Here is a 24,378-nt window from a genome sequence, read left to right as displayed (position 1 = left end):
GGTCAGGCCGGTGGCAGCACGTTCGCCCGGAACTGGTGGAGGGTGTTGCCCCGCTTCGCGAAGTTCAGCACCACGTACGTGCCGTGGCGGCCCTGGGCCAGTCCCACGCCGATGCGGTCCGACGACTTCCAGACCATCGCGGTGAAGTGCAACACGGAGTAGTCGAGGTTCGCCTGCGTCATCTCTTCGGCGTAATCGTAACGACGCGATTCGCCGTACCAGTCCTCCAGGGCTTTCACGATCACTGAATCGATTGTCCTGGTGCGCCCCGCCTTGTACAGGTTCTCGCCGTACGCGTTGTCAGGGCGGTGTTCGAAACGGTTTTCCGCGTGCAGGTGGTCCGCCCATTCTTGCGCCGTTCTTGACACTTCGGAATCGAGGGAGAGGGGCGTCACCCTGTGCATTGCGCGGTACGAGTTGACGAGTTCCACCGCCTTCGTGACGGGGTCCGCGGCCTGTGCAGGCGCAGTGGGGAACACCAGGGCTGCCGCCACAGCGATTACGGTGAGCATCTGACGCATGACGCTGTTGTCCCCCAAATGGTGCACGGTGGGCAAGGTTGTCCGGCGAATCTGCCGTCTTGATAGGCGCTGCGTAGTCGTGGTGTAGCCTTGCGGTGTGACTCAGATCACCAGAGGTCTAGGCGATGTGAAGTTCTCATTGCGAGTGCTCTGAGTTGCTTGCGGCTACCCCGGTTGCGGTGCAAATTCACTCCACAGGACGCTGCTGAGGCTCTACGGTTTATGAGGTCGACACCAGCGGAAGGAGCTTGGCATGGACGGGCACGACATTCTCGCCGACGAAGACGGTCACGTTCGCGGGTACGACTAGGACTCGCTCATTGGCCGCGTGAGGGAGTCACCCGAAGCGACTCCCTCACGGCCTGAGCGGTTTTGGGGCGAGTTGTTCGTTCTTGACCGGAAATGCGTCAGGCGCGCGGCGGCGCGGTGCTGGCGCGGGCGACGAGCGTCGTCGGGAGCTCCCGGTGCTCCGGCTCACCGCCGTCGAGCAGGGACGCGAGCAGGTCGACCGCCACCTCTCCGGCCACCTCGGTCGGCATGTGGACCGTGGTCAGCGCGGGGTGGCACATCGTCGCGTAGAGGATGTCGTCGAACCCCGTCACGCTGATCTGCTCCGGCACCCTGACGCCGTGCTCGGCGAGGAAGGCGAGCGCGCCCAGCGCGATCAGGTCGTTGTAGCAGACGAACGCCGTCGCGCCGGTCCGCAGCGCCTGCTCGGCCGCTGCGTAGCCGCCGCCGAAGTTCGGGTCGAACGAGCCGAGCAGCCGGGCGCGGCCCGCGAGGCCCTGCATCCTGCGGTTGTTCGACCACGCCGCCGCGGGCCCGCCGAGGTAGACGTGGTCCCGGTGCCCCAACGACTCCAGGTGCGCGACCACCTGCTCCATGCCGGACGCGCTGTCCATCAGCACCGACGAGACGCCGGGCACGATCCGGTTGATCAGCACCAGCGGGGTCGCCGCGGCGAGGTCGACGATCGCCTCGTCGGACAGCAGCGACGCGCACAGCACCACGCCGTCGACCTGCGCCGCCATCGTGCGCACGAGCTCGGCCTCGGTCTGCGGGTCCTCCCGGCTGTCGGTGAAGAACACCGAGGTGCCCGCCTCGCCTGCCTTCGTCTGCACGCCCCGCAGGATCGAGGGGAAGAACGGGTTGAGCAGGTCGGGCACCACGATGCCGAGGTTGCCGGTGCGGCCGGTGATCAGGCTGCGCGCCGCCCGGTTCGGCTGGTAGCCGAGCCCGGCGACGACGTCCAGGACCCGTTGCCTGGTGGCCTCCTTGACGAGGCCCGGCGCGCTGAGCGCCCGCGACACCGTCGACACGGAGACCTGAGCCTGCAGAGCGACATCCCTGATCGTGACCGCCACGGGTGCATCATGGCAGTCAAGGTCAAGAACGACCCATTCATCGGAGGGCTGCCGGTCAGAGCTCCAGGCCGGTCAGCACCAGCACGCGCTGCTCGGTGAGGTCGTCCATGGCGGCGCGCAGGCCCTCGCGGCCGATGCCGGACTCCTTCACCCCGCCGTAGGGCATCTGGTCCGCGCGGTAGCTCGGCACGTCGCCGACGATCACGCCGCCGACCTGGAGCCGTTGCGCCGCGCGGAAAGCGAGCCGCACGTCGGTGGTGAACACGCCCGCCTGCAGGCCGTACCGGGACGCGTTGACCCGGTCGAAGGCCTCCTCGACACTGCCGACCCTGGTCAGCGTCACGACCGGGCCGAAGACCTCCTCGGCGTTCACCTTCGAGTCCTCGGGCACGTCGGTGAGCACGGTGGGTGCGTACGTGCGGCCGTCCCGGGTGCCGCCGATCAGCACGGTGGCGCCGGCCTCCCGCACCCACGCCTCGACCCGGTCTGCCGCCGCGTCGTTGATCAGCGGACCGACGTCGCCCGCCACGTCGAGCTTGTCCACGTGCCGCACGACGGCCTCCGCCACCGCGTCGTACAGGTCGGTGTGCACGAACACGCGCTGCACCGAGATGCACGACTGGCCCGCCTGGTACATCGCGAACGTGGCGATGCGCTGTGCCGCGAACTCGACGTCCTGCCAGTCCGGCGCGACGATCGCCGCCGCGTTGCCGCCGAGCTCGAGCGTGACGTGCTTGCGCGGCACGCGGTCCTTGATGCCCCAGCCGACCGGGCCGGAGCCGGTGAACGAGACCACCGGCAGCCGCGGGTCGTCGACGAGCGCCGCGGTGTCCTCATTGGACAGGTGCAGGACCGCGAACGCGCCCTCGGGCAGGTCGGTCTCGGCCAGCACGTCGCCGAGCAGGAACGCCACCTCCGGCGTGGCGGGCGCGGGCTTCAGCACGATCGGCGCGCCCACGGCCAGCGCGGGCGCGACCTTGTGCGCCACCAGGTTCAGCGGGAAGTTGAACGGCGCGATGCCGAGCACCGGTCCGCGCGGCACCCGCCGCACGAGCGCGAGGCGGCCCTCGGCGGCCGGGTCGGTGTCGAGGCGCTGCAGCTCGCCGGAGAACCGGCGGGCCTCCTCGGCGGCCCAGCGGAACGTGGAGATCGCCCGTGTCACCTCGACGCGGGCCCACTTGAGCGGCTTGCCCGAGTCCTCGTTGATGGCCCGCGCGAACTCCTCGGCGCGTTCGGCCAGGCGCCGCGACACGTGATCCAGCGCGGACGCACGGCGGTGGGCGGGCAGTGCGGCGAGCTCGGGCGCGACGGCCTGGGCCTTCGCGACGGCGTTCTCGACGTCTTCGGCGGTGTGGAAGTCGGTCATGCGAGCAGAGCTCCTTCGAGCACGTCGAGTCCTTCGGCGAGCAGGTCGTCCGGGATCACCAGAGGGGGCAGGAGACGGATCACGTTGCCGTAGGTGCCGCACGTCAGCACGACGACACCCTGTTCGTGGCAGGCCTTCGCGACGCGCGCCGCCACGTCCGGCGTGCGGTCGGTGAACTCGACGGCGAGCATGGCGCCCCGGCCGCGGACGTCCGCGATGACGTCGGTTTTCTCCGCGACGGCCCGCAGCCGCGCCAGGACGGTCTCCGCGATGCGGCGCGCCCGCGCGTTGAGGTCGCGCTCGCGCATCGTGCGGATCGCGCCGAGCGCCGCCGCGCACGCCACCGGGTTGCCGCCGTAGGTACCGCCGAGACCGCCGACGTGCACGGCGTCCATGATCTCGGCGCGACCGGTGACGGCGGCGAGCGGCAGTCCACCCGCGATGCCCTTGGCCGTGGTGATCAGGTCGGGGACCACGCCCTCGTGGTCGAGGGCGAACCACTCGCCGGTGCGGCAGAAGCCGGTCTGGATCTCGTCGGCGACGAACAGCACGCCGCGCTCCCGGCACCACCGCGCGAGCGCGGGCAGGAAGCCGTCCGCCGGTGCGATGAAGCCGCCCTCGCCCTGGACCGGTTCGATCACGAGTGCGGCGGTGTTGTCCGCGCCGACCTGCTTCTCGATGGCGGCGATGGCGCGCTGCGCCGCCTCGGGACCGGTGAGACCGTCGTGCAGCGGGTAGGAGCCAGGGACGCGGTAGACCTCGGGCGCGAACGGGCCGAACCGGTGCTTGTACGGCATGTTCTTGGCGGTCAACGCCATCGTGAGGTTCGTGCGGCCGTGGTAGCCGTGGTCGAACACCACGACGGCCTGCCGGCCGGTGACGTGCCGGGCGATCTTGACCGCGTTCTCGACGGCCTCGGCACCGGAGTTGAACAGCACCGACCGCTTCTCGTGGTCGCCGGGCGTGAGCTCGTTGAGCTGCTCGCAGACCTCCACGTACCCCTCGTACGGCGTGATCATGAAACAGGTGTGGCTGAACCGGTCGATCTGGGCGTGCACCGCCTCGGCCACGGCGGGCGCGGGGTTGCCGACGTTCGTGACGGCGATGCCGGAGCCGAGGTCGATGAGCTGGTTGCCGTCGACGTCGACCAGCAGGCCGTCGTCGGCGGAGTCGATGAAGGCGGGCAGCGTCGAGCCGACACCCGCGGCGACGGCACCCCGGCGCCGCGCCTGCAGCTCCAGGGACCTGGGACCGGGGATCGGGGTGCGCAGTCGGGTCATGTCCCCAGCATGGCCCTGGTCAGCGCGCTGCGCAGTGTCTGAAATGGCGTGCCGATGGGCTCGCGTTGTACAAAGTGGCACATGCCCATCACGTTGCACGACCTCGCCCGGACGCTCCGGCTGCCGGTGCTCGCGGGCGACGTGTCGAAGCCGGTCGGGTGGGTGCACGGCACCGAGCTCGCGGACCCCACGCCGTTCCTGGAGGGCGGTGAGCTGCTGCTGACGACCGGACTCGCCAGCGTGGGCCGCGACTACGTGCGGCGGCTGGTCAGCGCCGGGGTGGTGGGGTTGGGGTTCGGCACCGGGCTGAGCCACGACGTGGTCCCGGCCGCGGTGGTGGAGGCGGCGGGGAAGTGCGGGCTCGGGCTGGTGGAGGTGCCGCGCGAGGTGCCGTTCATCGCGATCAGCAAGGCGGTGTCGAAGGCGCTCGCCGCGGACGAGTACGCCGCGCTGACGAGGCTGAGCGAGGCGCAGCGGGCGTTGAGCCGCGCGGCCGTGAGGGACGGGGTGGCCGGGGTGGTGCGCCGGCTCGGCCAGTGGATCGACGGCTGGGTCGTGCTCCTCGACGCGGCCGGTCGGCCGGTGCACGCCCACCACCCGCGCCGCGTCCCGGACCTCACGGCCGAGCTCACCCGCCTGACGGCCGCGGGCGGGCTGGCCAGCGCCGCGTTCGAGCTCGACGGCGCGCACGTCTTCCTCCAGGTGCTCGGCAGCCGCGACCGCGGTGTCCTGGCCGTCGGCGCGGCCCGGCCCGATCCCGGCATCGTCAACACGGCCGCGTCCCTGCTGACCCTCGCCCTCGCCCGCAACGACGCGGTCGACGCCGCCCACCGCGAGCTGCGCGCGGGCCAGTTCCGCCTGCTGCTGGCCGGTGTCCCGGTCGACGGCCTGCCCGAGCGCTTCCGCGTGTTCCTCGCCGACGAGCCGCCCGCCGACGGCTTCTGGGCCGAGCACGAGGGCCGGATCGTCGTGCTGGCACCGGACTTCGACGGCCCGAGTTCGTCCGAAGTGGACGTTTCCGGCGTCGCGCGCGGCTACCGCGAGGCGCAGCAGGCGCGCAAGGCGGGCGTGCGCCGCTTCGAGGACCTGGCCGGCTCGCTGGAGGTGCCGGACGGGTTCGCGGAGGCGGTGCTGAGACCGCTCGACGCCGAGAGCCGCGAGACGTTGCGCGTCTGGCTCGGCCACCACGGCGCGTGGGACCCGGCGGCCGCCGAGCTCGCGGTCCACCGGCACACCCTGCGCAACCGGGTGCGCCGGGCCGAGCAGGCGCTGGGCCGCTCGCTCGACTCGCCCGGCGTGCGCGCGGAGCTGTGGCTAGCCCTCCACCGCGAAGGTCAGTGAGGCGGTGTAGCCGGACGAGACGTCACCCGACATCGACGCCATCTGGTGGTCGACGCCGTCGCGGAACACCATGTCCTGCTTGAGGGACGTCCGCGACATGTTCTGCACGCTCCGCGTGTACCCGGTCGTGCCGTAGACCTCCTTGCACGTCGTCTCGGGCAGCGCGAGCTGCGAGGTCGTGATCTTGTTGCCGGCCTTGGTCGCCTCGGCGAGGCTCGGGTAGACCTCGAAGTGGATGTGCGGCCACCGCCCGGAGTACGCGCCGGGGAACACGCTGACGAACCGGAGCTTCCCGCTCGCGTCCGCTTCCTGCACGCCCCGAAGGAAGTTCTCGTCCTTCACGCGGTCCGAGTACATCGAGTAGTCGCCGTTGATGTCGCAGTGCCACAGGTAGACGGCGGCCCCCGCGAGCGCCGACCCGTCCTCCTTCTGCACGGTGAGGTCGATGGTCAGCCGCACGCCCTCGGCCGTGCGGGTCGAGGAACCGAAGCTGGAGCGGATGTCCGAGCGCACGATCCCGCTCTGCGTCAACGCGTTCGGGCCGTTGGAGCCGTCGCCGGGGTAGGGGCCGGCGGTCTCCTCGGGGATCGCGTCGAGCGGGGAGCCGGCGGCGTCGGCGGCGGACGTCGTGGTGGTGGTCGTGGTCTGGGACGTCGTGGTGGTCGACGGGGCGCAGGCCACGAGGGTGAGGCCGGCGCCGCCGAGCAGCGACAACGCCCGGCGGCGGCCGATGAGCGTGGCGAGGTCGTACTGGAGGCCGCGGTCGTGGTTGTCCGTCATGGACTCAGATTGCGGCACTTTTCTGTGAACCGCCTGAGCGGAACCTGTCGCTGTTTTATGGCCGCTGTGTTTTATGGCCGCTGCTCCGCAGACGGCGGTGAGTTCGTCTGGGAGTCGGTCGTCCGGCCACCGCTTCGGCCCGAATCGCCTTCGGCGGTTGACCCGAAGAGGTGGCCGGACGACCGACACGAACTCACGCTAGGCGAAAGCGGGGAGCGTCAGTGCCGAGTGCTCGGGGCGGGCGGCCGGAGCCGGCACCGTCTCGCGTGACCTCAGGGCTGCGTTGCGGGCGGCCAGGGCCTCGGCGGTGCCGGGGAACAACTCGGCGTTGCCCACGTCGACGAGGTTCTGGTTCGCCTCGACGAACGGCCGGATCGTGCTCTCGTACGCCCCGAAGTCGTCCATGTTCCCCGCCAGCACGTACGCACCCACGAGCGCGAGGCTCGACCCTTGGCCCGTGAGGAACGACGGGGCGTACGCGGCGTCGCCCACCAACGCCACGCGGCCGGACGACCAGCGCGGCATCCGGATCTGGCTGACCGTGTCGAAGAACAGGTCGTCCGCCGCCCGCATCGCCTCGACCATGCCGGGCACCTCCCAGCCGTCGCCCGCGAACACCGACGCCACGAGGTCGCGCTGGGCCTCCGGGTCGCGGAACGCGCCGAACGGTGCCTCAGGGCGCGTGAAGCTCAGAAAGCCGTGCACGGTCTCGTGCGCACCCACGGCGTACAAAGCGGCGGCGCGGCCGGGTTCGTTCCACAGCAACGCTTCCTGCCGCAGGCCGAGGTGGTTCGGCAGCGTGAAGCCCGCGAAGCAGTAGCCGAGGTAGCGGTGGAACCGCTCTTCCGGTCCGAAGGTCAGCTCGCGCACCACCGAGTGCAGTCCGTCGGCGCCGATCACGTGGTCGTAGGTGCGCTGGAGTCCACTTCGGAACGTGACGTCCACACCGGCCTGGTGTTCGTCCATCGTGACGATTGTGTTGTCGAACAAGAACTCCACGTCGTCGCGCACGACGTCGTAGAGGATCTCGGCGAGGTCGCCGCGCCGGACCTCCAGGTCTCCGCCGTCGCCGCCGACGAGCGACTCGGGGCGGATCGAGGCGACCTGGCGCCCGGAGGCGTCGAGGAACGTGATCCGGCGCGTGTCGACGTGGGCCTCGCGCAGCCGGGGGAGCAGGCCCATCCGCTCGACCACGCCGAGCGCGGTGCCGCGGATGTCGATGGGGTAGCCGCCCCCGCGCAGCGCGTGCGACTTCTCGACGACGGTGACGTCGAAGCCGCGCCGCCGCAGCCAGAACGCGAGGGCGGGACCGGCGATGCTGGCGCCGGAGATCAGGACCGAGCTCATCATGCCTCCAGATAACTAACTTAGGTATCATTTTTCCGGCCGCGATGATCGCTACCGTGATGCGCGACTGGAGCAATCGTATACCTAAGTTAGGTAAGTAAGGTGTGGGATGAGCGCGCTCGACCCCGCGGCGATGCTGCCGCAACTGATGCAGCTGGGAACCGTGCTCAACCGCAGCCAGCTGGTCGAGCGGGCGATGGAGCACGTCGGCGTCCAGATCGACCGGCCCGGCCTGACCGTGCTCGTCACGCTGCGCATGGCCGGCAAGCCGTTGCGGGTGGGGGAAATCGCCGCCCGGATGCAGGTCGTGGGCCCGCACGTGACGAGGCACCTGCACGACCTGGAGCGCGCCGGCCTGGTTCGCCGCGTCGTCGACCCTGACGACCAGCGCGCCCGTCTCGTCGAGCTGACGGAGAACGGGTCGGGGGTGGCGGGGCGCTACCTGGAGGCGATCTTCGGCTGGTTCGGCGACGCCATCGCCGGCTGGTCCGAGGAGGACAAGACGACGTTCGGGCGGTTGCTCAGCCGCTTCGTGGACGACCTCCAGGCGCACCTCGTCCGGGAGTGAGCACGGGGTCTCCTCCCGGACGTCGCGACCGGCCGCCCGCGGCGGCGACCGGCGCATTTGCCGCCGAACCTGGCGAAAGACAATTCAGGACAATTTCCGCGACCGTGCGACCACCATCACGAAGTATTCACCCGATCGTCGGCGCGGTCGTCCGACTTGGCCCTGCGGTATTCACGTTCGACGACCGCCGCCCGGTCGACCTCCGCGTGCGGCACGTCGAGCGCCGCACTGATCCACGCACGCCAGTAGGGGCCGGGAATGCGTTTGCCGCGTTCCCACCTCGACACTTCTTCACGGGTGACGCTGTCGTTTTGTGAGATCTCGCACAACAGGTCCGCGAGTCCGCGCTGGGTCAGGCCGTGCTCGCGCCGTGCCTGGGGAATCAGCGTGGTGATGGGTGGGGTGGCCAGGTGCTCTCTGGCTCGGGGGGCTGCCTTGAGCACGGTTCTGCTCCGTTTCACTGCGATGACGGGGGACGACGACCACAGTGCCTCAAAGTCGGTCGTTTCGTGGCGTGCATTGCGGTGATACCGGCGGTCGTTGAAAGTTCAGAGACCTATGTAATGCCTTGATCGGATGTTCGGCGGAAACACAACTGGTCCAATGGGGTGTGCGCGGTAACTTTTCGACCGCCTGGCTAGTGTGGAGAAATGTTCTCTACGGTCGAAGTGGTGCAGGTGTTCCTGGCCCGGCTCGCGGCACAGGACGCACCCGGCATCGCGCGGTTGTGCGCGCCCGCCGTGGAATGGGAGGCGCCCGAACCGGGAGGCGCCCGCTGGACGTCCGGCACGCGCACCCGGCGCGAGGTCGAGGCCCAGTTCCTGACCCAGTTCGCCACCTACGGCCTGGAGCAGCTCTCGGCGCGCCAGGTGATCGTCGACGGAGGGGACGCGGCCGTGATCGGCTCGGCGCGCTGGAGGGTGCGTGCCACCGGCGAGACCGCGGAGACGCGCTTCACCACCGTGCTCTCCGTGCACCTGGGGGAGATCGAGCAGTACTGGCACATGCCGGACACCCTGGCCGCGGCCGTCTCGACGGGCGTGGCGCGGACCGGGTGATGAGCGCACAACGCGAAAGAGCCGTGCACACCCGGACGAGACTGCTGCGCGCCGCCGCCGAGGTGTTCGACCGCGAGGGGTTCACCGGGGCCAGCCTCACCGCCGTGTGCGCGCGGGCCGACGTGTCGAAAGGCGCGTTGTACTGCCACTTCCGCTCCAAGGAGGCGCTGGGCGTCGCGATCATCGAGGAGCAGTCCCTGCTGTGGCACCGGTTGCGCGACGAGGTGCTCGCCGTCGAACCGTCGCCGACGCAGGCGCTGATCACGATGTCGTTCGAGTTCGTCGGCAGGCTGGAGACCGACCTGACCGTGCGGGTGAGCGCGAAGCTGTTGCGGGAGGCCGTGTTCTTCGACGTCGCGGCCGCCGCCCAGGTGATCGGCTGGGTCACCGTCGTGCGGGACCTGCTCACGCTCGCCCGCGAACGCGGTGAGCTGCGGCCGGAGGTGAACGTGCGGCACGCGGCCGAGCAGGTGGTGGCCGAGCTGCTCGGGCTGCAGTTCGTGGCGCAGGCGCTCACCGGCGGCACCGACCTCCGCGTGCGGCTGGCCCGGCTCTGGCGCGCCACCTCCGGCTGCCTCGTCACGGGCGCGGTCCGGGAGGCGCTGCGGTTCGAGTGAGCCGTTAACGGACGGGGCCTCCGCGACGACAAGGTGCTCGTGCGGAGGATCTGCGCACCGATGACGTGCGGCCGTCGTTGGGCTCGGTAGAGCCGGCGCCGACCGACCCGCGCCGGTCGTAGTTTGATCTTCAGGTCGGCCGGGTAGCCGGATCAGTCGGCGACCCGTTAGGTTGCTGCGCGACGAGCGGAGGCCCATGAGCGCACCTTGGGACGGCGATCTGACCGGGGCGGTGATCGACAACCGTTTCGTGGTCGGCACCCTCCTCGGGTCCGGCGGCATGGCGGAGGTCTACCGCGCGTACGACAGAACGACGACGTCCTCGGTGGCGATCAAGGTCTTCACCGGACCCGGCCTGCCCGACGACGAGCTGCGCCTGCAGCGCGAGGCGTCGATGCTGGTCTCGCTCGACTGCCCCGGCATCATCCCGGTCTACGCCAACGGCACCCTGTCGCGCCGCCCGTACTTCGTGATGCGCGAGATCACCGGCGGCACGCTGCGCCAGCGCATGCGCGAACCGCTGCCCCCGCGCTTCGTGGCGCGCATCGGCAGCCAGATCGCCGACGTGCTGGTCCACGTGCACGACCTGGGCGTCGTGCACCGCGACATCAAGCCGTCCAACATCCTCCTCGACGACGAGGAGAAGCAGGCCTACCTCGCGGACTTCGGCCTCGCCCTGGTCGCCGAGGTGACGAGGGTGACGACGTCCGGCGTGCTGGTCGGCACCGCCGGCTACCTGTCGCCGGAGCAGGTCCGCGGCACCGAGGTGGGCCCGCCCGCCGACGTCTACTCGCTGGGCCTCGTCCTGCTGGAGTGCCTGACCGGCCGCACCGAGTACCCCGGTGGCGACGCCGAGGCGGCGCTCGCCCGCCTGGCCCGCTCCCCGCGCATCCCGGTGGACCTGCCGCCGGCCTGGGTGTCGCTGCTGGCGGCCATGACCGAGACGGACCCGGCCCGCCGTCCGACCGCCGCGCAGTGCGCCCGGTCGCTGCAGGCCGCCTACGAGGCGAGCCGGGGTCTGCCTGCGTTGCTGCCCGACGCGGCGGTGCGGCCCGACGAGCCCGACGTGCCCGTGCAGCGGTCGCGGCGCGGCAAGCGGGTGGCGCTCGCGGCCGCGGCCGTCGCCGCCACCGCGGTGGCCGTGGTGGTGGCGAACTTCGCCGGCGGAGGTGACGTGCCCGCGGAGGGCAAGCCGGTGGCGCCCGAGGCGCAGACGCAGGTGGTGACGGTGACGCAGTCGACCGTGACCGTGGTGCAGACGCCCGGGGTGACGGACGCGCCGGGCCAGCCGGGGGCGCCGGACGTGTCCCAGCCCGCGGCCGGTGGGGTGGTGCCGGTGTCGACCCCCGTCGTCGAGACCACCGGGGTGGCTCCGACGGAGGAGTCGGCCAGGCCCAGCAAGGAGAAGCGGACCAACACGAAGAAGCCTTCGGAGCTGCCGACGCCGTCGTCGCTTCCGCAGCCGTGAGCGAGGGCTCGCTCCCGCATCGGTGAGCGAGCGCCTCGACGAGCCCTAGTCGGCGGGCGCGGCGAACGGCAGGTCCGCGAGCTCCGCCCGCAGCCTGTCCAGGTCCGCGTACACCGCCGACGCGCCGTGGTCGATCAGCTCGTCCTCCGACACCCCGCCCGTCAGCAGCCCGATCGACGGCAGCCCCACCCGTGCGGCCGCTTCGCAGTCCCACACCGAGTCGCCCACCACGACCGCGCGCTCGCCGCCCACCTCGCGCAGTGCCACCTCGATCAGGTCCGGTGCGGGCTTGCTGTCGTCGACGTCGTCGGACGTGGTCCACGCGACGTCACCGGGGTCGAGGAGCTTCAGGTAGTGCTCGACGTGCTTGCGCTTGCCGGAGCTGGCCAGCACCACGGCGAGGCCCAGGTCGGTGGCGGCGCGGACCAGGCGGTGCGCGCCCTCGAAGGGCTGGATCTCGGGCAGCATCTCGTCGAAGTACCGCTCCCAGGCGGCCCGGACGTCGTCGCCGTGGTCTCGCTCCACCTTGTCGCCCGCCACCGCGGCGACCAGTTTGTCGCCGCCCATGCCGATCGCGCGGTGCACCCGCCAGGCCGGCACGGTCACGTCGACCGTGCGGAAGGCGCGCAGCCACGCCACCGCGTGGTGGTAGTTGGTGTCGACCAGGGTTCCGTCCACGTCGAGGACCAAGGTGTTGCTCATGAGAACAGGTGTGCCCGTGGTCCTACCTCGGCAAACCCACCAGGTCCCTGGTCTCCTGCAACGACGCGAGCTCGCGGCGCAGCACGCCGTCGAGCCAGTGCGCGTCCGACATCCACGACTGGTTCGTGTTGAAGCAGACGTGGACGGACGACCGGTAGACCGACAGCGCGATGCCCACGGCGTGGCCCGGCGCCACGGGGGCGACCGGGTACAGCTCGCCCAGCGCGGCGCCGTCCAGGGACAGCGGGACGGACGGCAGCGGCACCGAGGTGACGAGCGTGTCGAACAGCAGGGGAGCGCAGCGGCCCATCACCGGCGCGGCCAGGCGGTGCACCAGGGACGGGACCCTGTCGGCCAGCAGCGGCAGGGCGCCCGCGCCCCGGTCCGGTCCCGCCGCCTTCGCGGTCTCCATCTGCGCGCGGACGTCGCGCAGCCGTTCCACCGGGTCCGGTTCGCCGACCGGCAGGGCGACGAGGAAGCCGGAGATCTGGTTGCCCGCGGCGCCGTCGCCGGAGCGTGAGCGCTGGTTAACCGGGATGAGCGCGCGCACGACCGAGTCCGGGCCCGCGCTGCCGTGCGCGGAAAGCCAGTGGCGCAACGCACCTGTGACCAGGGCGAGCAGCACGTCGTTCACCGTGCCGCCGTGCGCGCGCCGGATTCGGTGCACGTCCGCGAGATCCAGCCGGGACATCACCACGCGGCGTGGCCGGCTGGACGCGGTGAGCACCGGTGAGTTCAACGTCGGCGGGCGGGTGTTCAGCAGGACCGACGACGCGATGTCGAGCGTGTCCCTGATCCCGCGCAGCGAGGGCAGCGACGGGATGATCGACCTGGTGATCGGCTCCGGAGTGTCCGGGATGGACAGTCGGGACGGGTCGAAGAGCTGAATTCCCAGCCCAACGGCCTTCATGCCGTCGCACAGCGAGTGGTGCAGCTTCGCGACCACGGCGAACCGGCCGCCCGCGAGACCGGTGACGACGTGCAGCTCCCACGGCGGGCGCGCCAGGTCGAGCGGCTGCGCCATGAGGTGCGAGACCAGCGTGGTGAACCTGTCACGCCCGCGCACGTGGTGCGTGAAGACGTGGTCCTCGGGCGCGAAACCGGGGTCCTCCACCCAGCGCGCGCCGCCGAGCAACGACGTCCGGGCGCGCTGCCGCAGGCGCGGGATCTCTTGCGCCCGTTCGCAGAGCACGGCGGCGATGCGGGCCGGGTGCACCGGAGTGGACGGTGCGAAGGTCGCGACCGCACCGAGGTGCAACGGATTCGTGTCGCCCTCCATCGCGAGGAAGGCGACGTCGAGGGGGGAGAGGTGGTCTGCCATAGCTGTGCAAGGAAAACAGGTCCGCGTGTCGGGCGCATTGCGATGAGATGGCGGTGACTCCCTACCGCCCCAAGTACACTCGAACGGTGGTACCGCTGTGACTCGTGTGGGTGCGAACCAGGTCACACAGCAGGTTCACCATCACGATCCCGAAGCCGGACAGGCCGGTGAACGACGGCGGGAAACCGGTTCCGGAGTCGCTCACCTCGCACACCACGGCGTCGCCCTCGCGCCACAACCGCAGCACGCCGCGACCTGACGCGTGCAGGATGCTGTTCGTCACGAGCTCGTTCACCGCGAGCACCAGGTCCTCGACCTGCTCGCGGCGCAGCCCGTGCGCGTAGGCGGCCACGAGCCTGCGCATGTGCGCGAGCGTGCCGACGGAGAACGGGTGCTCCTCGGCGTTCGCGGGCGGCGGCGGCAGCGGCACGTTGTAGATGTCGGCGAGCGCGGTCGGGTCCGTGTACCACTCGCTCGCCACACGCCGCTCGCCCTCGGTCACCACGGGGTGGGTGCGCCGCGCGTCCTCCAGCACGTGGCCGGGCAGCGCGGTCGCGTCGTACGGGCACAGGATGACGCCCTGCCGCCCCTCGAACGCCGTGTTGATCAACGCCTCGTGCTGCACGCACGCCGGGTACTCGAGCGCGGTGCGGCCGGGCCAGATCGGTTCGCCGATCATCCGGAAGCGCCGCTGCGTGCTCGCGCTGAACGCCATCAGCACACCGGGGATGATCCGGCCCGGGTTGCGGCCGGCCTCGGTCATGTCGATGAAGTGCACCTGGTCCGACAGCAGCCCGAGCCGCTCGCGCAACGGCCCGATGCTCGCCTCCGGCACCGCCACCAGCACGGGTTCGCCCCTGCCCACACCGTCGGACACGAATCTGGCCGTACCGGCGAGGAAGGAGTCCTCGTCCCGGTAGAACAGCGCTTCGTGGGTGAACGGGGTGGCGGAGTTCATCGGCTTCCCGGTGCGGTCGGTGGCGGTGGGCAAACCACCATTCTGCTCCCCGTAACAGTGTTTCGGCGGGGGCCAGGACGGTGGTTGTCGACGAACGGGCCGCAGCGCGGTTGCTGCCTTTGCCGCAGTCCCACCACCTTCGTCGTGCGAACAGCCAAAACGCCGGGCAGACTCCCGATGTCGGGGCCTTGCGAGGAGGTGACGCCGTGCTCGCGCACCACACGCTGACCGGGCCGGAGGACGCGCCGGTGCTGGTGCTCGGCAACGCGCTCGGCACGACGACCGACCTGTGGAGCGACTTCTCGCTGCCGTTCCGCCTCCTGCGCTTCGACCACCGCGGCCACGGGCTCAGCCCGGCGATCGACGGCCCGTGCACGATCGCGGACCTCGCGGGCGACGTCGTGGAGCTGCTGGACCACCTCGAACTGCGCCAGGTGTACTACTGCGGCGTCTCGCTCGGCGGCATGGTGGGGATGTGGCTCGCCGCCCACACCGACCGGATCTCCCGGCTGGCGCTGGTGTGCACCACCGCGTGGGTGCCGGACAAGGGGCGGCTCGACGAGCGGATCGCGCAGCTGCGGTCGTCCGGGATGGAGTCCGTGGCGGACACGATCATGTCGCGGTGGTTCACGCCGCTGTGCCCGCCGGACGCCGTCGCCCGGTTCCGCGCCGAGCTCCTGAACGTCGACCTGCCCACCTACCTCGCCTGCGTCGAGGCGGTGCGGGAGATGGACCTGCGCGCGGACCTGGTGAAGATCGACGTGCCCACCGTGGTGATCGCGGCCGCCCAGGACCACGCGACGCCGACCGAGCTGGTCCGGCAGACCGCGGACGAGCTACCGGACTCCGAGCTCTACGTGGTCGGGGACGCCGCGCACCTGGCGGTCGTCGAGGCGCCGCGGACAATCTCGGTGATCCTCGACGACCACTTCGGCAACGATCTGACCTAGACCTTCTCCAGCGGCCGGTGCGGTTCCGCCGGCAGCTCCACCCGGATCTCGTCGCCGGGCCGCACGACGCCGCCCACCAGCACGACCGACATGATCCCCGCGCGCCGGACCAGCTCCCCGTCCGGTCCCTTGCCCACGACCTCCTTGAGCAGCCCGCGGGAGAACGCGTCGATCTGCACGCACGGGTTGCGCAGGCCCGTCACCTCCACCACGGCTTCGGCGCCCAAGTGCAGCCGCGTGCCGGTGGGCAGGGCGAGCAGGTCGATGCCCCGCGTGGTGACGTTCTCGCCGATCTCGCCGGGCGCCACGGCGAAGCCCTTGCCGCGCAGCTCGTCGAAGAGCTCGGCGTGGATCAGGTGCACCTGGCGGAGGTTCGGCTGGGTCGGGTCCTGCGCGACGCGCGACCGGTGCTTGACCGTGACGCCCTGGTGCACGTCACCTTCCACGCCGAGGCCGGCGAGCAGGGTAATGCTCTCCCGTGTCGGCTTCGTGAACGAGTAGTCCTCATTGCGGCTGACCGCTGTCACAACCCCCATGACCACGATTGTGCACCACCGTTGCGGCGCAAGGGATTGCTCCGTTCGGCGCAGCGGAATGCGGAGGCGCGGATCGATCAAGGCTTCTTATTTCGAGGCACTCGACCGGGTCCTACCTGCATCGATGCGGCAACCTGTGGAAACGCTCTCACGAACTTCCGGCAAGAGTCTTGACTAATGCTCACGTCAGGCTGTTGACTCCGTCACACCTCGTCGGAACCGGTTACGGAACCGGTTCCAGGAGGCGGCGGAAGGAAGTTCGGCATGCGTGTCACGATCGCAGAGGTCGCCCAACGCGCCCAGGTGTCCAAAGCGACCGTGTCACGTGTGCTGAACGGTAAGCCGGACGTGGACGCCTCCACCGCGCAACGGGTGCGCAAGGTCATCGACGAGATCGGCTACGTGCCCAGCGCGCGTGCGGTCGGTCTGGCGCGAGGCCGGACGCGCACCGTCGCGATGCTCGCGCCCTCGCTCACCTGGCCGTGGATGGGCGAGGTGCTGCAGGGCATCGTCGACACCCTCGAGGCCGACGGGTACGGGCTGCTGCTCTATACCCTCAACCGGGGGCCCGAGTCGCTGAACCAGTTCGCGAACCACGTTTCCGCCAACGCCTTCGACGGCCTGCTGGTCGTCGAGCCGCCGGACGCGCTGCACTACATCTCCACGCTCTACCGGGCGGGCCTGCCGGTCGTCATGATCGACGACCGCGGTTCGCACCCGGAGTTCCCTTCGGTGACGACGACGAACCGGCAGGGAGGCGCGGATGTCGCACGGCATCTCGTCGCGGCTGGTCGCCGCAGGTTCGCCGTCGTCACCGGACCCCCGCACTTCGGGTGCACTCAGGCGAGGCTGGACGGGTTCCGGCTCGCTTTGGCGGAAGCGGGCCTGACGCTGCACCCGGACCTCGTCGTCGACGGCGACTTCACCACGGAAGGTGGTGAGGTCGCCGTGGACAAGCTCGTCGCCAGCGGAATCCCGTTCGACGCCGTGTTCGCGCAGAACGACCTCTCGGCGGTCGGCGTGCTGCGGGCGCTGCGGGAGTCCGGCCGCACCGTCCCGGACGACGTGTCCGTGGTCGGCTTCGACGACGTCCCGGTCGCGGGACACACCGAACCCCGGCTGACGACGATCCGCCAGCCGCTGCAGGAGATGGGTGCCGCCGCCGCGCGGATGCTGCTCTCCACGCTCGAGGGACAGCCGATGCCCGACCACCCGCTGGTGCTGCCGACCTCGTTGATCGTGCGCGAATCCGCGCCCTAGCAATCCCGCTCCACCACAACTGAAACGGACACGCCAGGCCTCGCCAAGGCCTGGCGAGTTCGCCGTACGCATGAGAGAGCGCTCTCATGCTTGTCGTATCGGGAGATTCCCCCATGCGCAGAACAATCATCGTCGCGCTGGCACTGGCGCTCGCGGCGACCGGTTGCTCCTCTGGCGGATCGAGCAAGGCCGCCGGCGTGCTGACCGTGGGCATGCCCAACGGGCCGCTGACGGAGAACCACAACCCGTTCCTGCCCACGTCGGCGGCGGGGTCGCTCGGCTACCGCTACCAGATCTACGAGCCGCTCGCGTTCGTGAACAACACGCGCCCGGCCCAGGACCCGGTGCCGTGGCTCGCGACGAAGTGGGACTGGGCGCCCGACTACAAGAAGGTCACCTTCACGATCCGGGAGAACGTGAAGTGGTCCGACGGCAAGCCGCTCACGGCCGCCGACGTCGCCTTCTCGTACGAGATCCTGAAGAAGTGGCCCGCGCTCAACAACCGCGACTCGCTCAAGGTCGAGACCGCCACGGCCACGCCGGACGGCAAGGTCGAGGTCTCGTTCGCGAGCCCGCAGTTCGTGAACCGCAACAAGGTCATCAGCGCGATGGTGATCCCCCAGCACATCTGGAGCACCATCCCGGACCCGACGACCTACACGAACCCGAAGCCCGTCGGCACCGGCCCGTACGAGCTGAAGTCGTTCACCTCGCAGACCGTCACGATCGCGCGGCGCGCGGAGTACTGGCAGGAACTGCCCAAGGTCCCGGAGATCCAGTACACCTCGTACAACGACAACACGGCGCAGACGACCGCGCTGGCGTCGGGCGCGAGCCAGTGGTCGTACGTCTTCATCCCGGACTACCAGAAGCTCTACGTCGACAAGGACCCGGCGAACCACAAGCTCTGGTTCCCGGCCGGCCTCGGCATCCACGGCCTGTGGCTCAACACGACCGTGGCGCCGTTCGACAACGCCGTGCTGCGCTCGGCGATGAGCGACGTGATCGACCGCGAGGCGATCTTCGTCAAGGGCGAGGCGCGCCTGTTCCCGAAGCTCGAGTCGAAGACCGGCATGCCGCTGCCCGCCGGTGACTCGTTCCTCGCGCCGGAGTACAAGGACGCGAAGTTCAAGATCGACGTCGAGGGCGCCAAGAGCAAGCTCACGGCCGCCGGCTTCAAGTACGCGGGCGACGTGCTGCAGGCCCCGGACGGCAAGCCCGTCACGATCGAGCTCACGAACCCGTCCGGCTGGTCGGACTACCTGACGGTGCTCGACATCATCAAGGGCGACCTGAAGAAGATCGGCATCGAGGCGACCGTGCGCACGCAGACCGCGGACGCGTGGACGACCGACTTCGCCAACGGCGCGTTCCAGGGCTCGCTGCGCTGGACCAACACCGGTGCCACGCCGTACGAGATGTACCAGAACATCATGGACGGCGCGGAGATCAAGCCGATGGGGCAGACGGCGGCGGTGAACTTCGGCCGCTACAACAACCCCGAGGCGACGGCGGCGCTCGCCGAGTACGCGAACGCGGCCGACGACGCGGCGCGGGCCAAGGCCCTCGCGGTGCTGCAGAAGATCATGGTCGAGCAGGTGCCGATGATCCCGACCTCCGCCGGCCCGATCGGTGCGGAGTACAGCACGAAGAACTGGGTCGGCTGGCCGTCGGAGGAGGACCCGTACGGTCCGCCGCAGGCGACGCTGCCCAACGCTCTCCAGATCGTCATGAAGCTGAAGCCCGCGGGGTCGTAGAACCATGAATGAAGTCGCGCTTGAAGCGAAGGGTCTGGTCAAGACCTACAAGCGCGTGCGTGCGGTGCGGGACGTCTCCCTCGTCCTGCGCCGCGGGCGCGTGACCGCCCTCGTCGGCGAGTCCGGATCCGGCAAGTCGACGGTGGCGAAGCTGCTCGCGCGGCTCGTGGACCCCACCTCCGGCGAGATCCTGCTGGACGGCGAGAAGGTGCGGAGGGTCCGGGAGTACCGGCGCAAGGTCCAGATGGTGTTCCAGGACCCCTTCGCATCGCTCAACCCGATCCACACGATCCGCTACCACCTGACCCGGCCGCTGAAGATCCACAAGCGGCCGGAGACCGTGGAGGAGCTGTTGCAGCGGGTGAACCTGCCCGCGGACTTCGCCTCGCGGTACCCGCACGAGCTCTCGGGCGGTCAGCGGCAGCGCGTGGCGATCGCCCGCGCGCTCGCCGCGCACCCCGAGGTGCTGCTCGCCGACGAACCGGTGTCCATGTTGGACGTCTCCATCCGGCTCGGCGTGCTGAACCTGTTGCTGGACCTGAAGGAACGGCTCAAGCTCGCGGTCCTCTACATCACGCACGACATCGCGTCGGCGCGCTACTTCGCGGACGAGACGTTCGTGATGTACGGCGGGCAGATCGTCGAGGGCGGCGACAGCGAGACCGTGACGCAGCGGCCCGCGCACCCGTACACGCAGCTGCTGATCGAGTCCGCGCCCGACCCCGAACGGGCGGTCGTCGCGCTCGACGCGCCAGCGGTGGAGTCGACGCAGGTCTCGACCGGCTGCCCCTTCGCCCCGCGTTGCCCCAAGGTGCAGGAGCGCTGCTGGACCGAGGCGCCCCCGCGCACCGAGGTCGACTCGTACGGGCACTGGGCGGCCTGCTGGCTCTACGCGGAGGCGGCGGCATGACGTTCCTGCTCCGCCGCGCCGTGTTCTACCTCGTCACGCTCTGGGCGGCGATCACGGCCAACTTCCTGCTGCCGCGCCTGCTCCCCGGTGACCCGGTGCAGGCGATGATCACCAAGCTCGGTGGCCGGCTCAACAGCGACGCGATGGCGTCGCTCTACATCCTCTTCGGGCTGGACTCGAACAAGTCGATCTGGCAGCAGTACGTCGACTACTGGGGCTCGCTCTTCCGGGGCGACCTCGGCCTGTCGTTCACGTTCTTCCCGACGCCGGTCGCGGACGTGCTGTCGCAGTCGCTGCCCTGGACGCTCGGCCTGGTCGGCGTCACCACGGTCATCGCGTTCCTGCTCGGCACCCTGCTGGGCGTCTACGCGGGCTGGAAGCGCGGCTCGTGGATGGACAACCTGATCCCGATGACGACGTTCCTGTCGTCGATCCCGTACTTCTGGCTCGGCCTGATCGCGATCTCGGTGTTCTCCGTGACGTGGCCGCTGTTCCCGGCGTCCGGCGGGTACGCGCCGGGGCTCGTGCCGGAGTTCTCCGGCGAGTTCATCGGCAGCGTCCTGGAGCACGCGGTGCTGCCCGGCATCACGATCGTCATCAGCTCGGTCGCCGGCTGGATCCTTGGCATGCGCAACATGATGGTGACCGTGACGGCCGAGGACTACGTGCTCGTCGCCCGCGCCAAGGGGCTCACGCAGAAGCGGATCATGTTCGCCTACGCGGCCCGCAACGCCGTGCTGCCGTCGATCTCCGGGTTCGCGCTGTCGCTGGGCTTCATCGTCGGCGGCGCCCTGCTGGTCGAGATGGTGTTCTCCTACCCGGGCCTCGGTTACGTGCTGTTCCAGGGCATCGGCGCGAAGGACTACCCGTTGATGCAGGGCGTGTTCCTGGTGATCACACTGGCGGTGCTGGTGGCGAACCTGCTCGCGGACATCGGCTACCTGCTGCTGGACCCGCGCACCCGGCGGGAGGGCTGAGGCGTGAACTTCAAGACCAAGCTGGGCCTGGGCATCCTGGCCTTCTTCACGCTGATCGCGGTGATCGGCTCGTGGATCGCGCCGTACGACCCGTCGGCGATGAGCGACGACCTGCTGTCGCCGCCGTCGCCCTCGCACTGGTTCGGCACGACCATGACCGGGCAGGACATCTTCTCCCAGGTGCTCGTGGGCACCAGGGGAGTGATGGTCGTCGGGCTGGTCTGCGGTGTGCTCGCGACCCTGCTGTCGATCCTGGTCGGCGTCACGTCCGGGTTCCTCGGCGGCGCGGCCGACGAGGCGTTGTCCATGCTGGCCAACGTGTTCCTGGTGATCCCGGCGCTGCCGCTGATCATCATCGTGGCCTCGATGCTGCCCTCCGCGGACACCGTGCTGATCGCCGCGGTGATCTCGCTGACCGCCTGGGCGTGGGGTGCGCGCGTGCTGCGCGCGCAGACGATGTCGTTGCGCCGCAGGGACTTCGTGGAGGCCGCGCGGGCGTCCGGTGAGTCGACCTGGCGCATCATCGTGTTCGAGGTGCTGCCGAACCTGATGGCGGTGATCGCGTCCGGCTTCGTCGGCACGGTGATCTTCGCGGTGATGCTGCAGATCACGCTGTCGTTCGTCGGCGTCATCTCGTTGTCGACCTGGAACTGGGGCACGATCCTGTTCTGGGCGCAGAGCAACCAGGCGCTCGGCCTGGGCGCGTGGTGGTGGTTCGTCCCCGCCGGCCTGTGCATCGCGTTGCTGGGCACAGCGCTGGCGCTGATCAACTTCGGGATCGACGAGTACGCGAATCCCCGGCTGCGGAAGGTGCGCGCATGAGCCCGGTGCTGGAGATCCGCGATCTCTCGGTGGACTACGGCACCCTCCGTGCCGTGCACAACGTCTCGCTGACGCTGAACAAGGGCGAGGTGCTGGGGCTCGCGGGGGAGAGCGGCAGCGGCAAGTCCACGCTGGCCTACGCCGCGACCAGGTTGCTGCAACCGCCGGGGCACACGCCGTCGGGCGAGGTGTTCTTCAAGGGCAAGGACCTGCTGTCGCTCAGCGACAAGGAACTGCAGGTGCTGCGCTGGAGCGAGGTCTCGATCGTGTTCCAGGGCGCGATGAACGCCCTGAACCCGGTCCTGTCCGTGGCCACCCAGCTCGACGACGTGCTGCGCACCCACCGCCGGGAGATGAAACGCCCGCAGCGCACCGCTCGTGCCAAGGAACTGCTGGGGCTGGTGGGCATCCCGACCGACCGGCTGGCGGCGTACCCGCACCAGCTCTCCGGCGGCATGCGGCAGCGCGTCATGATCGCGATGGCGCTCGCGCTGGAGCCCGAGATCATCATCATGGACGAGCCGACGACCGCGCTCGACGTGGTGGTGCAGCGGCAGATCCTCGGCCAGATGATGCGGCTGCGCGAGACGTTCGGCTTCTCGATCATCTTCATCACGCACGACATCTCGCTGCTGGTCGAGTTCTCCGACCGGATCGCGATCATGTACGGCGGCCGCGTGGTCGAGGAGGCGCCGGCGGGCGAGATCTACCGCGCCGCCAAGCACCCGTACAGCAAGGGGCTGCTGGGGTCGTTCCCGGCGCTGCGCGGCCCGCGCCGGGAGCTGAAGGGCATCCCTGGCTCGCCGCCGGACCTGCGGTCGATGCCCGCCGGCTGCCCGTTCCACCCGCGCTGCCCGTCCGCGATGGACGTGTGCGGGGAGCGGATGCCGTCGCTCGAGTCCGTCGAGGAGAGCCGCCGCGTGGCGTGCTGGTTGGAGGACGTGCGTGTCTGATCCGGTGGCAGGCCTGCCCGCGGACTTCTTCTGGGGCGTCGCGACCTCCGCGTACCAGATCGAGGGAGCGTGGGACGAGGACGGCCGAACACTGTCCATCTGGGACACGTTCAGCCGTCGTCCCGGTGCCGTCGTGAACGGCGAGACCGGCGACGTGGCCTGCGACCACTACCACCGCATGCCGGACGACGTGGCGATGATCGCGGGGCTCGGCGTCGACAAGTACCGCTTCTCCGTGTCGTGGCCGCGCATCCAGCCCGGCGGCCGCGGCCCGGTGAACCCCAAGGGGATCGACTTCTACTCCCGGCTCGTCGACGAGCTGCTCGCCAAGGGCGTCGACCCGTGGCTCACGCTCTACCACTGGGACCTGCCGCAGGAGCTGGAGGACGCGGGTGGCTGGCCGCACCGCGACACCGCGCACCGGTTCGCCGAGTTCGCGGGCCTGGTGCACGACGCGCTGGGCGACCGCGTGCCGACGTGGACGACGTTGAACGAGCCGTGGTGCTCGGCGGTCCTCGGCTACGACACGGGCCGGCACGCGCCGGGGCGCACGAACTTCGCCGAGTCCATGCGCGCCACCCACCACCTGCTGCTGGGGCACGGCCTCGCCGCCCGGGAGCTGCGGGCGCGCGGCGTGGACTCGCTCGGCATCACGCTGAACCTGGGCACGCACAGCCCGGCGTCCGACGACCCCCGGGACGTGGACGCGGCCCGCCGCGCCGACGGGTTCGGCACGCGGATCTACCTGGACCCGTTGGTGCACGGGCGTTATCCGGAGGACGTGCTCGCCGACGTCGCGGCGCGCGGCGCCGAGCTTCCCGTCCAGCCGGGCGACCTGGAGATCATCTCGACGCCGCTCGACGTCGTCGGGGTGAACTACTACACCTCGCACGTCCACCGGGGGACCGCCGATCCGGCCGTCTCCGAGGTCGTGCCGCAGGGCCGCCCGGTCACCGCGATGGGCTGGGAGATCGTGCCGGAGGGCTTCACCTCGCTGCTGGTCCGGCTGCACGAGGACTACGGCGTGCCGATGGTGATCACCGAGAACGGCGCGGCGTTCGACGACCTGGCGTTCGAGGACGGGCACGTCGCCGACGACGACCGCGTCGAGTACCTGAGGTCGCACGTCGAGGCAGTGGCGGCCGCCGTGCGCGCCGGTGCCGACGTGCGCGGCTACCTGGCCTGGTCGCTGATGGACAACTTCGAGTGGGGCTACGGCTACGGCAAGCGCTTCGGCATCGTCCGGGTCGACTACGAGACCCAGGAGCGGACGCTCAAGCGGAGCGCGCGCTGGTTCCGCGACCTGATCACCCGTTCCCCCGCGTAGGACCTGGTCCGTCCCCGTCTCCGGCCCGGCCGCTGTGGCACTTTCTGCGCCCCCACAGCGACCGGGCCGGTTCCACGTCCGGACTCGCACGGCGGTGGAGGGGAACGCGACCACGCCCAGCGGCGCAGATCACGTCCGAATGCGCTACCTAAGGCAGACCTTACTTAAGTTAGGGTTACTTTACGCCACGGTGGA

At 70.3% G+C, this 24,378-nt stretch carries 23 protein-coding genes and 1 pseudogene; 13 read left to right on the top strand and 11 right to left on the bottom strand.

Features of this window, described 5'->3' with window-relative positions; translation table 11 throughout:
* Window positions 1-2: 2 nt before the first annotated feature.
* From ABZX02_RS35445 to gabT, 4 genes and pseudogenes are all read right to left on the bottom strand, one after another.
* Window positions 3-521: a CAP family protein gene (locus tag ABZX02_RS35445; protein WP_355305010.1), complete on the bottom strand. Its 519-nt coding sequence runs from the start codon at window positions 519-521 to the stop codon at window positions 3-5.
* A gap of 407 nt (window positions 522-928) precedes the next feature.
* Window positions 929-1,885 (bottom strand): LacI family DNA-binding transcriptional regulator, encoded by a 957-nt coding sequence (locus ABZX02_RS35440; RefSeq protein ID WP_355305008.1) that lies wholly within the window; start codon window positions 1,883-1,885, stop codon window positions 929-931.
* A 55-nt stretch (window positions 1,886-1,940) separates the two neighbouring features.
* Window positions 1,941-3,230, bottom strand: a pseudogene (locus tag ABZX02_RS35435) (aldehyde dehydrogenase family protein); the annotation flags it as partial.
* A gap of 17 nt (window positions 3,231-3,247) precedes the next feature.
* Window positions 3,248-4,531 carry a 4-aminobutyrate--2-oxoglutarate transaminase gene (gene gabT / locus ABZX02_RS35430; protein ID WP_355305006.1) on the bottom strand — a complete coding sequence of 428 codons (1,284 nt, stop codon included), beginning with the start codon at window positions 4,529-4,531 and terminating at the stop codon, window positions 3,248-3,250.
* Window positions 4,532-4,612: 81 nt separating this feature from the next.
* On the opposite strand from gabT, the gene ABZX02_RS35425 reads away from it, so the two are divergent.
* Window positions 4,613-5,872: a PucR family transcriptional regulator gene (locus ABZX02_RS35425; RefSeq protein ID WP_355305004.1), complete on the top strand. Its 1,260-nt coding sequence runs from the start codon at window positions 4,613-4,615 to the stop codon at window positions 5,870-5,872.
* On the opposite strand, the gene ABZX02_RS35420 is transcribed toward ABZX02_RS35425, so the two are convergent.
* Together ABZX02_RS35420 and ABZX02_RS35415 are read right to left on the bottom strand one after the other, a co-directional pair.
* Entirely contained in the window at window positions 5,846-6,652 is an 807-nt protein-coding gene (locus ABZX02_RS35420; protein ID WP_355305002.1) for an intradiol ring-cleavage dioxygenase, read from the bottom strand. The genes ABZX02_RS35425 and ABZX02_RS35420 overlap by 27 nt on opposite strands.
* 198 nt (window positions 6,653-6,850) lie before the next feature.
* Window positions 6,851-7,999, bottom strand: coding sequence for an FAD-dependent monooxygenase (locus tag ABZX02_RS35415; protein ID WP_355305000.1), 1,149 nt, complete (start codon window positions 7,997-7,999; stop codon window positions 6,851-6,853).
* A gap of 109 nt (window positions 8,000-8,108) precedes the next feature.
* On the opposite strand from ABZX02_RS35415, the gene ABZX02_RS35410 reads away from it, so the two are divergent.
* Window positions 8,109-8,567, top strand: coding sequence for a MarR family transcriptional regulator (locus ABZX02_RS35410; RefSeq protein WP_355304998.1), 459 nt, complete (start codon window positions 8,109-8,111; stop codon window positions 8,565-8,567).
* A gap of 116 nt (window positions 8,568-8,683) precedes the next feature.
* Here the strand turns inward: ABZX02_RS35410 and ABZX02_RS35405 are convergent, their stop codons facing one another.
* Entirely contained in the window at window positions 8,684-9,010 is a 327-nt protein-coding gene (locus ABZX02_RS35405) for a helix-turn-helix transcriptional regulator (protein ID WP_355304996.1), read from the bottom strand.
* A gap of 207 nt (window positions 9,011-9,217) precedes the next feature.
* Here ABZX02_RS35405 and ABZX02_RS35400 point away from each other — a divergent pair, with 207 nt between their 5' ends.
* The 3 genes from ABZX02_RS35400 to ABZX02_RS35390 all read left to right on the top strand — a co-directional run bounded on the left by ABZX02_RS35400 (window position 9,218) and on the right by ABZX02_RS35390 (window position 11,710).
* The gene (locus ABZX02_RS35400; RefSeq protein WP_355304994.1) at window positions 9,218-9,625 is read left to right on the top strand and encodes a nuclear transport factor 2 family protein; all 408 of its coding nucleotides are present in this window, start codon (window positions 9,218-9,220) and stop codon (window positions 9,623-9,625) included.
* Window positions 9,625-10,242 carry a ScbR family autoregulator-binding transcription factor gene (locus ABZX02_RS35395; protein WP_355304992.1) on the top strand — a complete coding sequence of 206 codons (618 nt, stop codon included), beginning with the start codon at window positions 9,625-9,627 and terminating at the stop codon, window positions 10,240-10,242. Before ABZX02_RS35400 ends, ABZX02_RS35395 begins: the two co-directional genes overlap by 1 nt.
* A gap of 196 nt (window positions 10,243-10,438) precedes the next feature.
* Window positions 10,439-11,710 carry a serine/threonine-protein kinase gene (locus tag ABZX02_RS35390; protein ID WP_355304990.1) on the top strand — a complete coding sequence of 424 codons (1,272 nt, stop codon included), beginning with the start codon at window positions 10,439-10,441 and terminating at the stop codon, window positions 11,708-11,710.
* A 45-nt stretch (window positions 11,711-11,755) separates the two neighbouring features.
* Here the strand turns inward: ABZX02_RS35390 and ABZX02_RS35385 are convergent, their stop codons facing one another.
* The 3 genes from ABZX02_RS35385 to ABZX02_RS35375 form a co-directional block, all read right to left on the bottom strand.
* Window positions 11,756-12,412, bottom strand: a complete 657-nt coding sequence (locus tag ABZX02_RS35385; RefSeq protein ID WP_355304988.1) for an HAD family hydrolase — start codon at window positions 12,410-12,412, stop codon at window positions 11,756-11,758.
* Window positions 12,413-12,434: 22 nt separating this feature from the next.
* On the bottom strand, window positions 12,435-13,733 hold the full coding sequence (locus ABZX02_RS35380; RefSeq protein ID WP_355304986.1) for a wax ester/triacylglycerol synthase family O-acyltransferase: 1,299 nt from the start codon (window positions 13,731-13,733) through the stop codon (window positions 12,435-12,437).
* Window positions 13,734-13,794: 61 nt separating this feature from the next.
* Window positions 13,795-14,724 (bottom strand): anti-sigma factor RsbA family regulatory protein, encoded by a 930-nt coding sequence (locus ABZX02_RS35375; protein ID WP_355304984.1) that lies wholly within the window; start codon window positions 14,722-14,724, stop codon window positions 13,795-13,797.
* 173 nt (window positions 14,725-14,897) lie between these two features.
* On the opposite strand from ABZX02_RS35375, the gene ABZX02_RS35370 reads away from it, so the two are divergent.
* Window positions 14,898-15,641: an alpha/beta fold hydrolase gene (locus tag ABZX02_RS35370; RefSeq protein ID WP_355304982.1), complete on the top strand. Its 744-nt coding sequence runs from the start codon at window positions 14,898-14,900 to the stop codon at window positions 15,639-15,641.
* Here the strand turns inward: ABZX02_RS35370 and ABZX02_RS35365 are convergent.
* Window positions 15,638-16,177, bottom strand: coding sequence for an MOSC domain-containing protein (locus ABZX02_RS35365; RefSeq protein ID WP_355304980.1), 540 nt, complete (start codon window positions 16,175-16,177; stop codon window positions 15,638-15,640). The genes ABZX02_RS35370 and ABZX02_RS35365 overlap by 4 nt on opposite strands.
* Window positions 16,178-16,441: 264 nt before the next feature.
* Between ABZX02_RS35365 and ABZX02_RS35360 the strand changes: the two genes are divergently transcribed.
* From ABZX02_RS35360 to ABZX02_RS35330, 7 genes are all read left to right on the top strand, one after another.
* Window positions 16,442-17,437 carry a LacI family DNA-binding transcriptional regulator gene (locus ABZX02_RS35360; protein WP_189152510.1) on the top strand — a complete coding sequence of 332 codons (996 nt, stop codon included), beginning with the start codon at window positions 16,442-16,444 and terminating at the stop codon, window positions 17,435-17,437.
* Between the two features lie 113 nt (window positions 17,438-17,550).
* Window positions 17,551-19,194 carry an ABC transporter substrate-binding protein gene (locus ABZX02_RS35355; RefSeq protein WP_355304978.1) on the top strand — a complete coding sequence of 548 codons (1,644 nt, stop codon included), beginning with the start codon at window positions 17,551-17,553 and terminating at the stop codon, window positions 19,192-19,194.
* Between the two features lie 4 nt (window positions 19,195-19,198).
* Entirely contained in the window at window positions 19,199-20,104 is a 906-nt protein-coding gene (locus ABZX02_RS35350) for an ABC transporter ATP-binding protein (RefSeq protein WP_355304976.1), read from the top strand.
* Entirely contained in the window at window positions 20,101-21,081 is a 981-nt protein-coding gene (locus tag ABZX02_RS35345; protein ID WP_355304974.1) for an ABC transporter permease, read from the top strand. The genes ABZX02_RS35350 and ABZX02_RS35345 overlap by 4 nt, the downstream gene beginning before the upstream one ends.
* A gap of 3 nt (window positions 21,082-21,084) precedes the next feature.
* Window positions 21,085-21,903, top strand: coding sequence for an ABC transporter permease (locus tag ABZX02_RS35340; protein ID WP_355304972.1), 819 nt, complete (start codon window positions 21,085-21,087; stop codon window positions 21,901-21,903).
* Entirely contained in the window at window positions 21,900-22,856 is a 957-nt protein-coding gene (locus ABZX02_RS35335) for an ABC transporter ATP-binding protein (protein WP_355304970.1), read from the top strand. The genes ABZX02_RS35340 and ABZX02_RS35335 overlap by 4 nt, the downstream gene beginning before the upstream one ends.
* Window positions 22,849-24,183, top strand: a complete 1,335-nt coding sequence (locus tag ABZX02_RS35330) for a GH1 family beta-glucosidase (protein WP_355304968.1) — start codon at window positions 22,849-22,851, stop codon at window positions 24,181-24,183. The genes ABZX02_RS35335 and ABZX02_RS35330 overlap by 8 nt, the downstream gene beginning before the upstream one ends.
* Window positions 24,184-24,378 lie beyond the last annotated feature (195 nt).

Source organism: Lentzea sp. NPDC003310, assembly GCF_040610935.1.
Taxonomy (GTDB): Bacteria; Actinomycetota; Actinomycetes; order Mycobacteriales; family Pseudonocardiaceae; genus Lentzea.
The sequence above is the reverse complement of the archived record's forward strand: the minus strand, read 5'-3'. Positions and strand labels throughout refer to the sequence as shown.

Bases quoted from the DNA above. Each gene is read 5' to 3' on its own strand.
- ABZX02_RS35445 (WP_355305010.1), bottom strand. From the start codon at position 521: ATGCGTCAGATGCTCACCGTAATCGCTGTGGCGGCAGCCCTGGTGTTC.
- gabT (WP_355305006.1), bottom strand. From the start codon at position 4,531: ATGACCCGACTGCGCACCCCGATCCCCGGTCCCAGGTCCCTGGAGCTG.
- ABZX02_RS35425 (WP_355305004.1), top strand. From the start codon at position 4,613: ATGCCCATCACGTTGCACGACCTCGCCCGGACGCTCCGGCTGCCGGTG.
- ABZX02_RS35420 (WP_355305002.1), bottom strand. From the start codon at position 6,652: ATGACGGACAACCACGACCGCGGCCTCCAGTACGACCTCGCCACGCTC.
- ABZX02_RS35415 (WP_355305000.1), bottom strand. From the start codon at position 7,999: ATGAGCTCGGTCCTGATCTCCGGCGCCAGCATCGCCGGTCCCGCCCTC.
- ABZX02_RS35410 (WP_355304998.1), top strand. From the start codon at position 8,109: ATGAGCGCGCTCGACCCCGCGGCGATGCTGCCGCAACTGATGCAGCTG.
- ABZX02_RS35400 (WP_355304994.1), top strand. From the start codon at position 9,218: ATGTTCTCTACGGTCGAAGTGGTGCAGGTGTTCCTGGCCCGGCTCGCG.
- ABZX02_RS35395 (WP_355304992.1), top strand. From the start codon at position 9,625: ATGAGCGCACAACGCGAAAGAGCCGTGCACACCCGGACGAGACTGCTG.
- ABZX02_RS35390 (WP_355304990.1), top strand. From the start codon at position 10,439: ATGAGCGCACCTTGGGACGGCGATCTGACCGGGGCGGTGATCGACAAC.
- ABZX02_RS35385 (WP_355304988.1), bottom strand. From the start codon at position 12,412: ATGAGCAACACCTTGGTCCTCGACGTGGACGGAACCCTGGTCGACACC.
- ABZX02_RS35380 (WP_355304986.1), bottom strand. From the start codon at position 13,733: ATGGCAGACCACCTCTCCCCCCTCGACGTCGCCTTCCTCGCGATGGAG.
- ABZX02_RS35365 (WP_355304980.1), bottom strand. From the start codon at position 16,177: ATGGGGGTTGTGACAGCGGTCAGCCGCAATGAGGACTACTCGTTCACG.
- ABZX02_RS35360 (WP_189152510.1), top strand. From the start codon at position 16,442: ATGCGTGTCACGATCGCAGAGGTCGCCCAACGCGCCCAGGTGTCCAAA.
- ABZX02_RS35355 (WP_355304978.1), top strand. From the start codon at position 17,551: ATGCGCAGAACAATCATCGTCGCGCTGGCACTGGCGCTCGCGGCGACC.
- ABZX02_RS35350 (WP_355304976.1), top strand. From the start codon at position 19,199: ATGAATGAAGTCGCGCTTGAAGCGAAGGGTCTGGTCAAGACCTACAAG.
- ABZX02_RS35345 (WP_355304974.1), top strand. From the start codon at position 20,101: ATGACGTTCCTGCTCCGCCGCGCCGTGTTCTACCTCGTCACGCTCTGG.
- ABZX02_RS35335 (WP_355304970.1), top strand. From the start codon at position 21,900: ATGAGCCCGGTGCTGGAGATCCGCGATCTCTCGGTGGACTACGGCACC.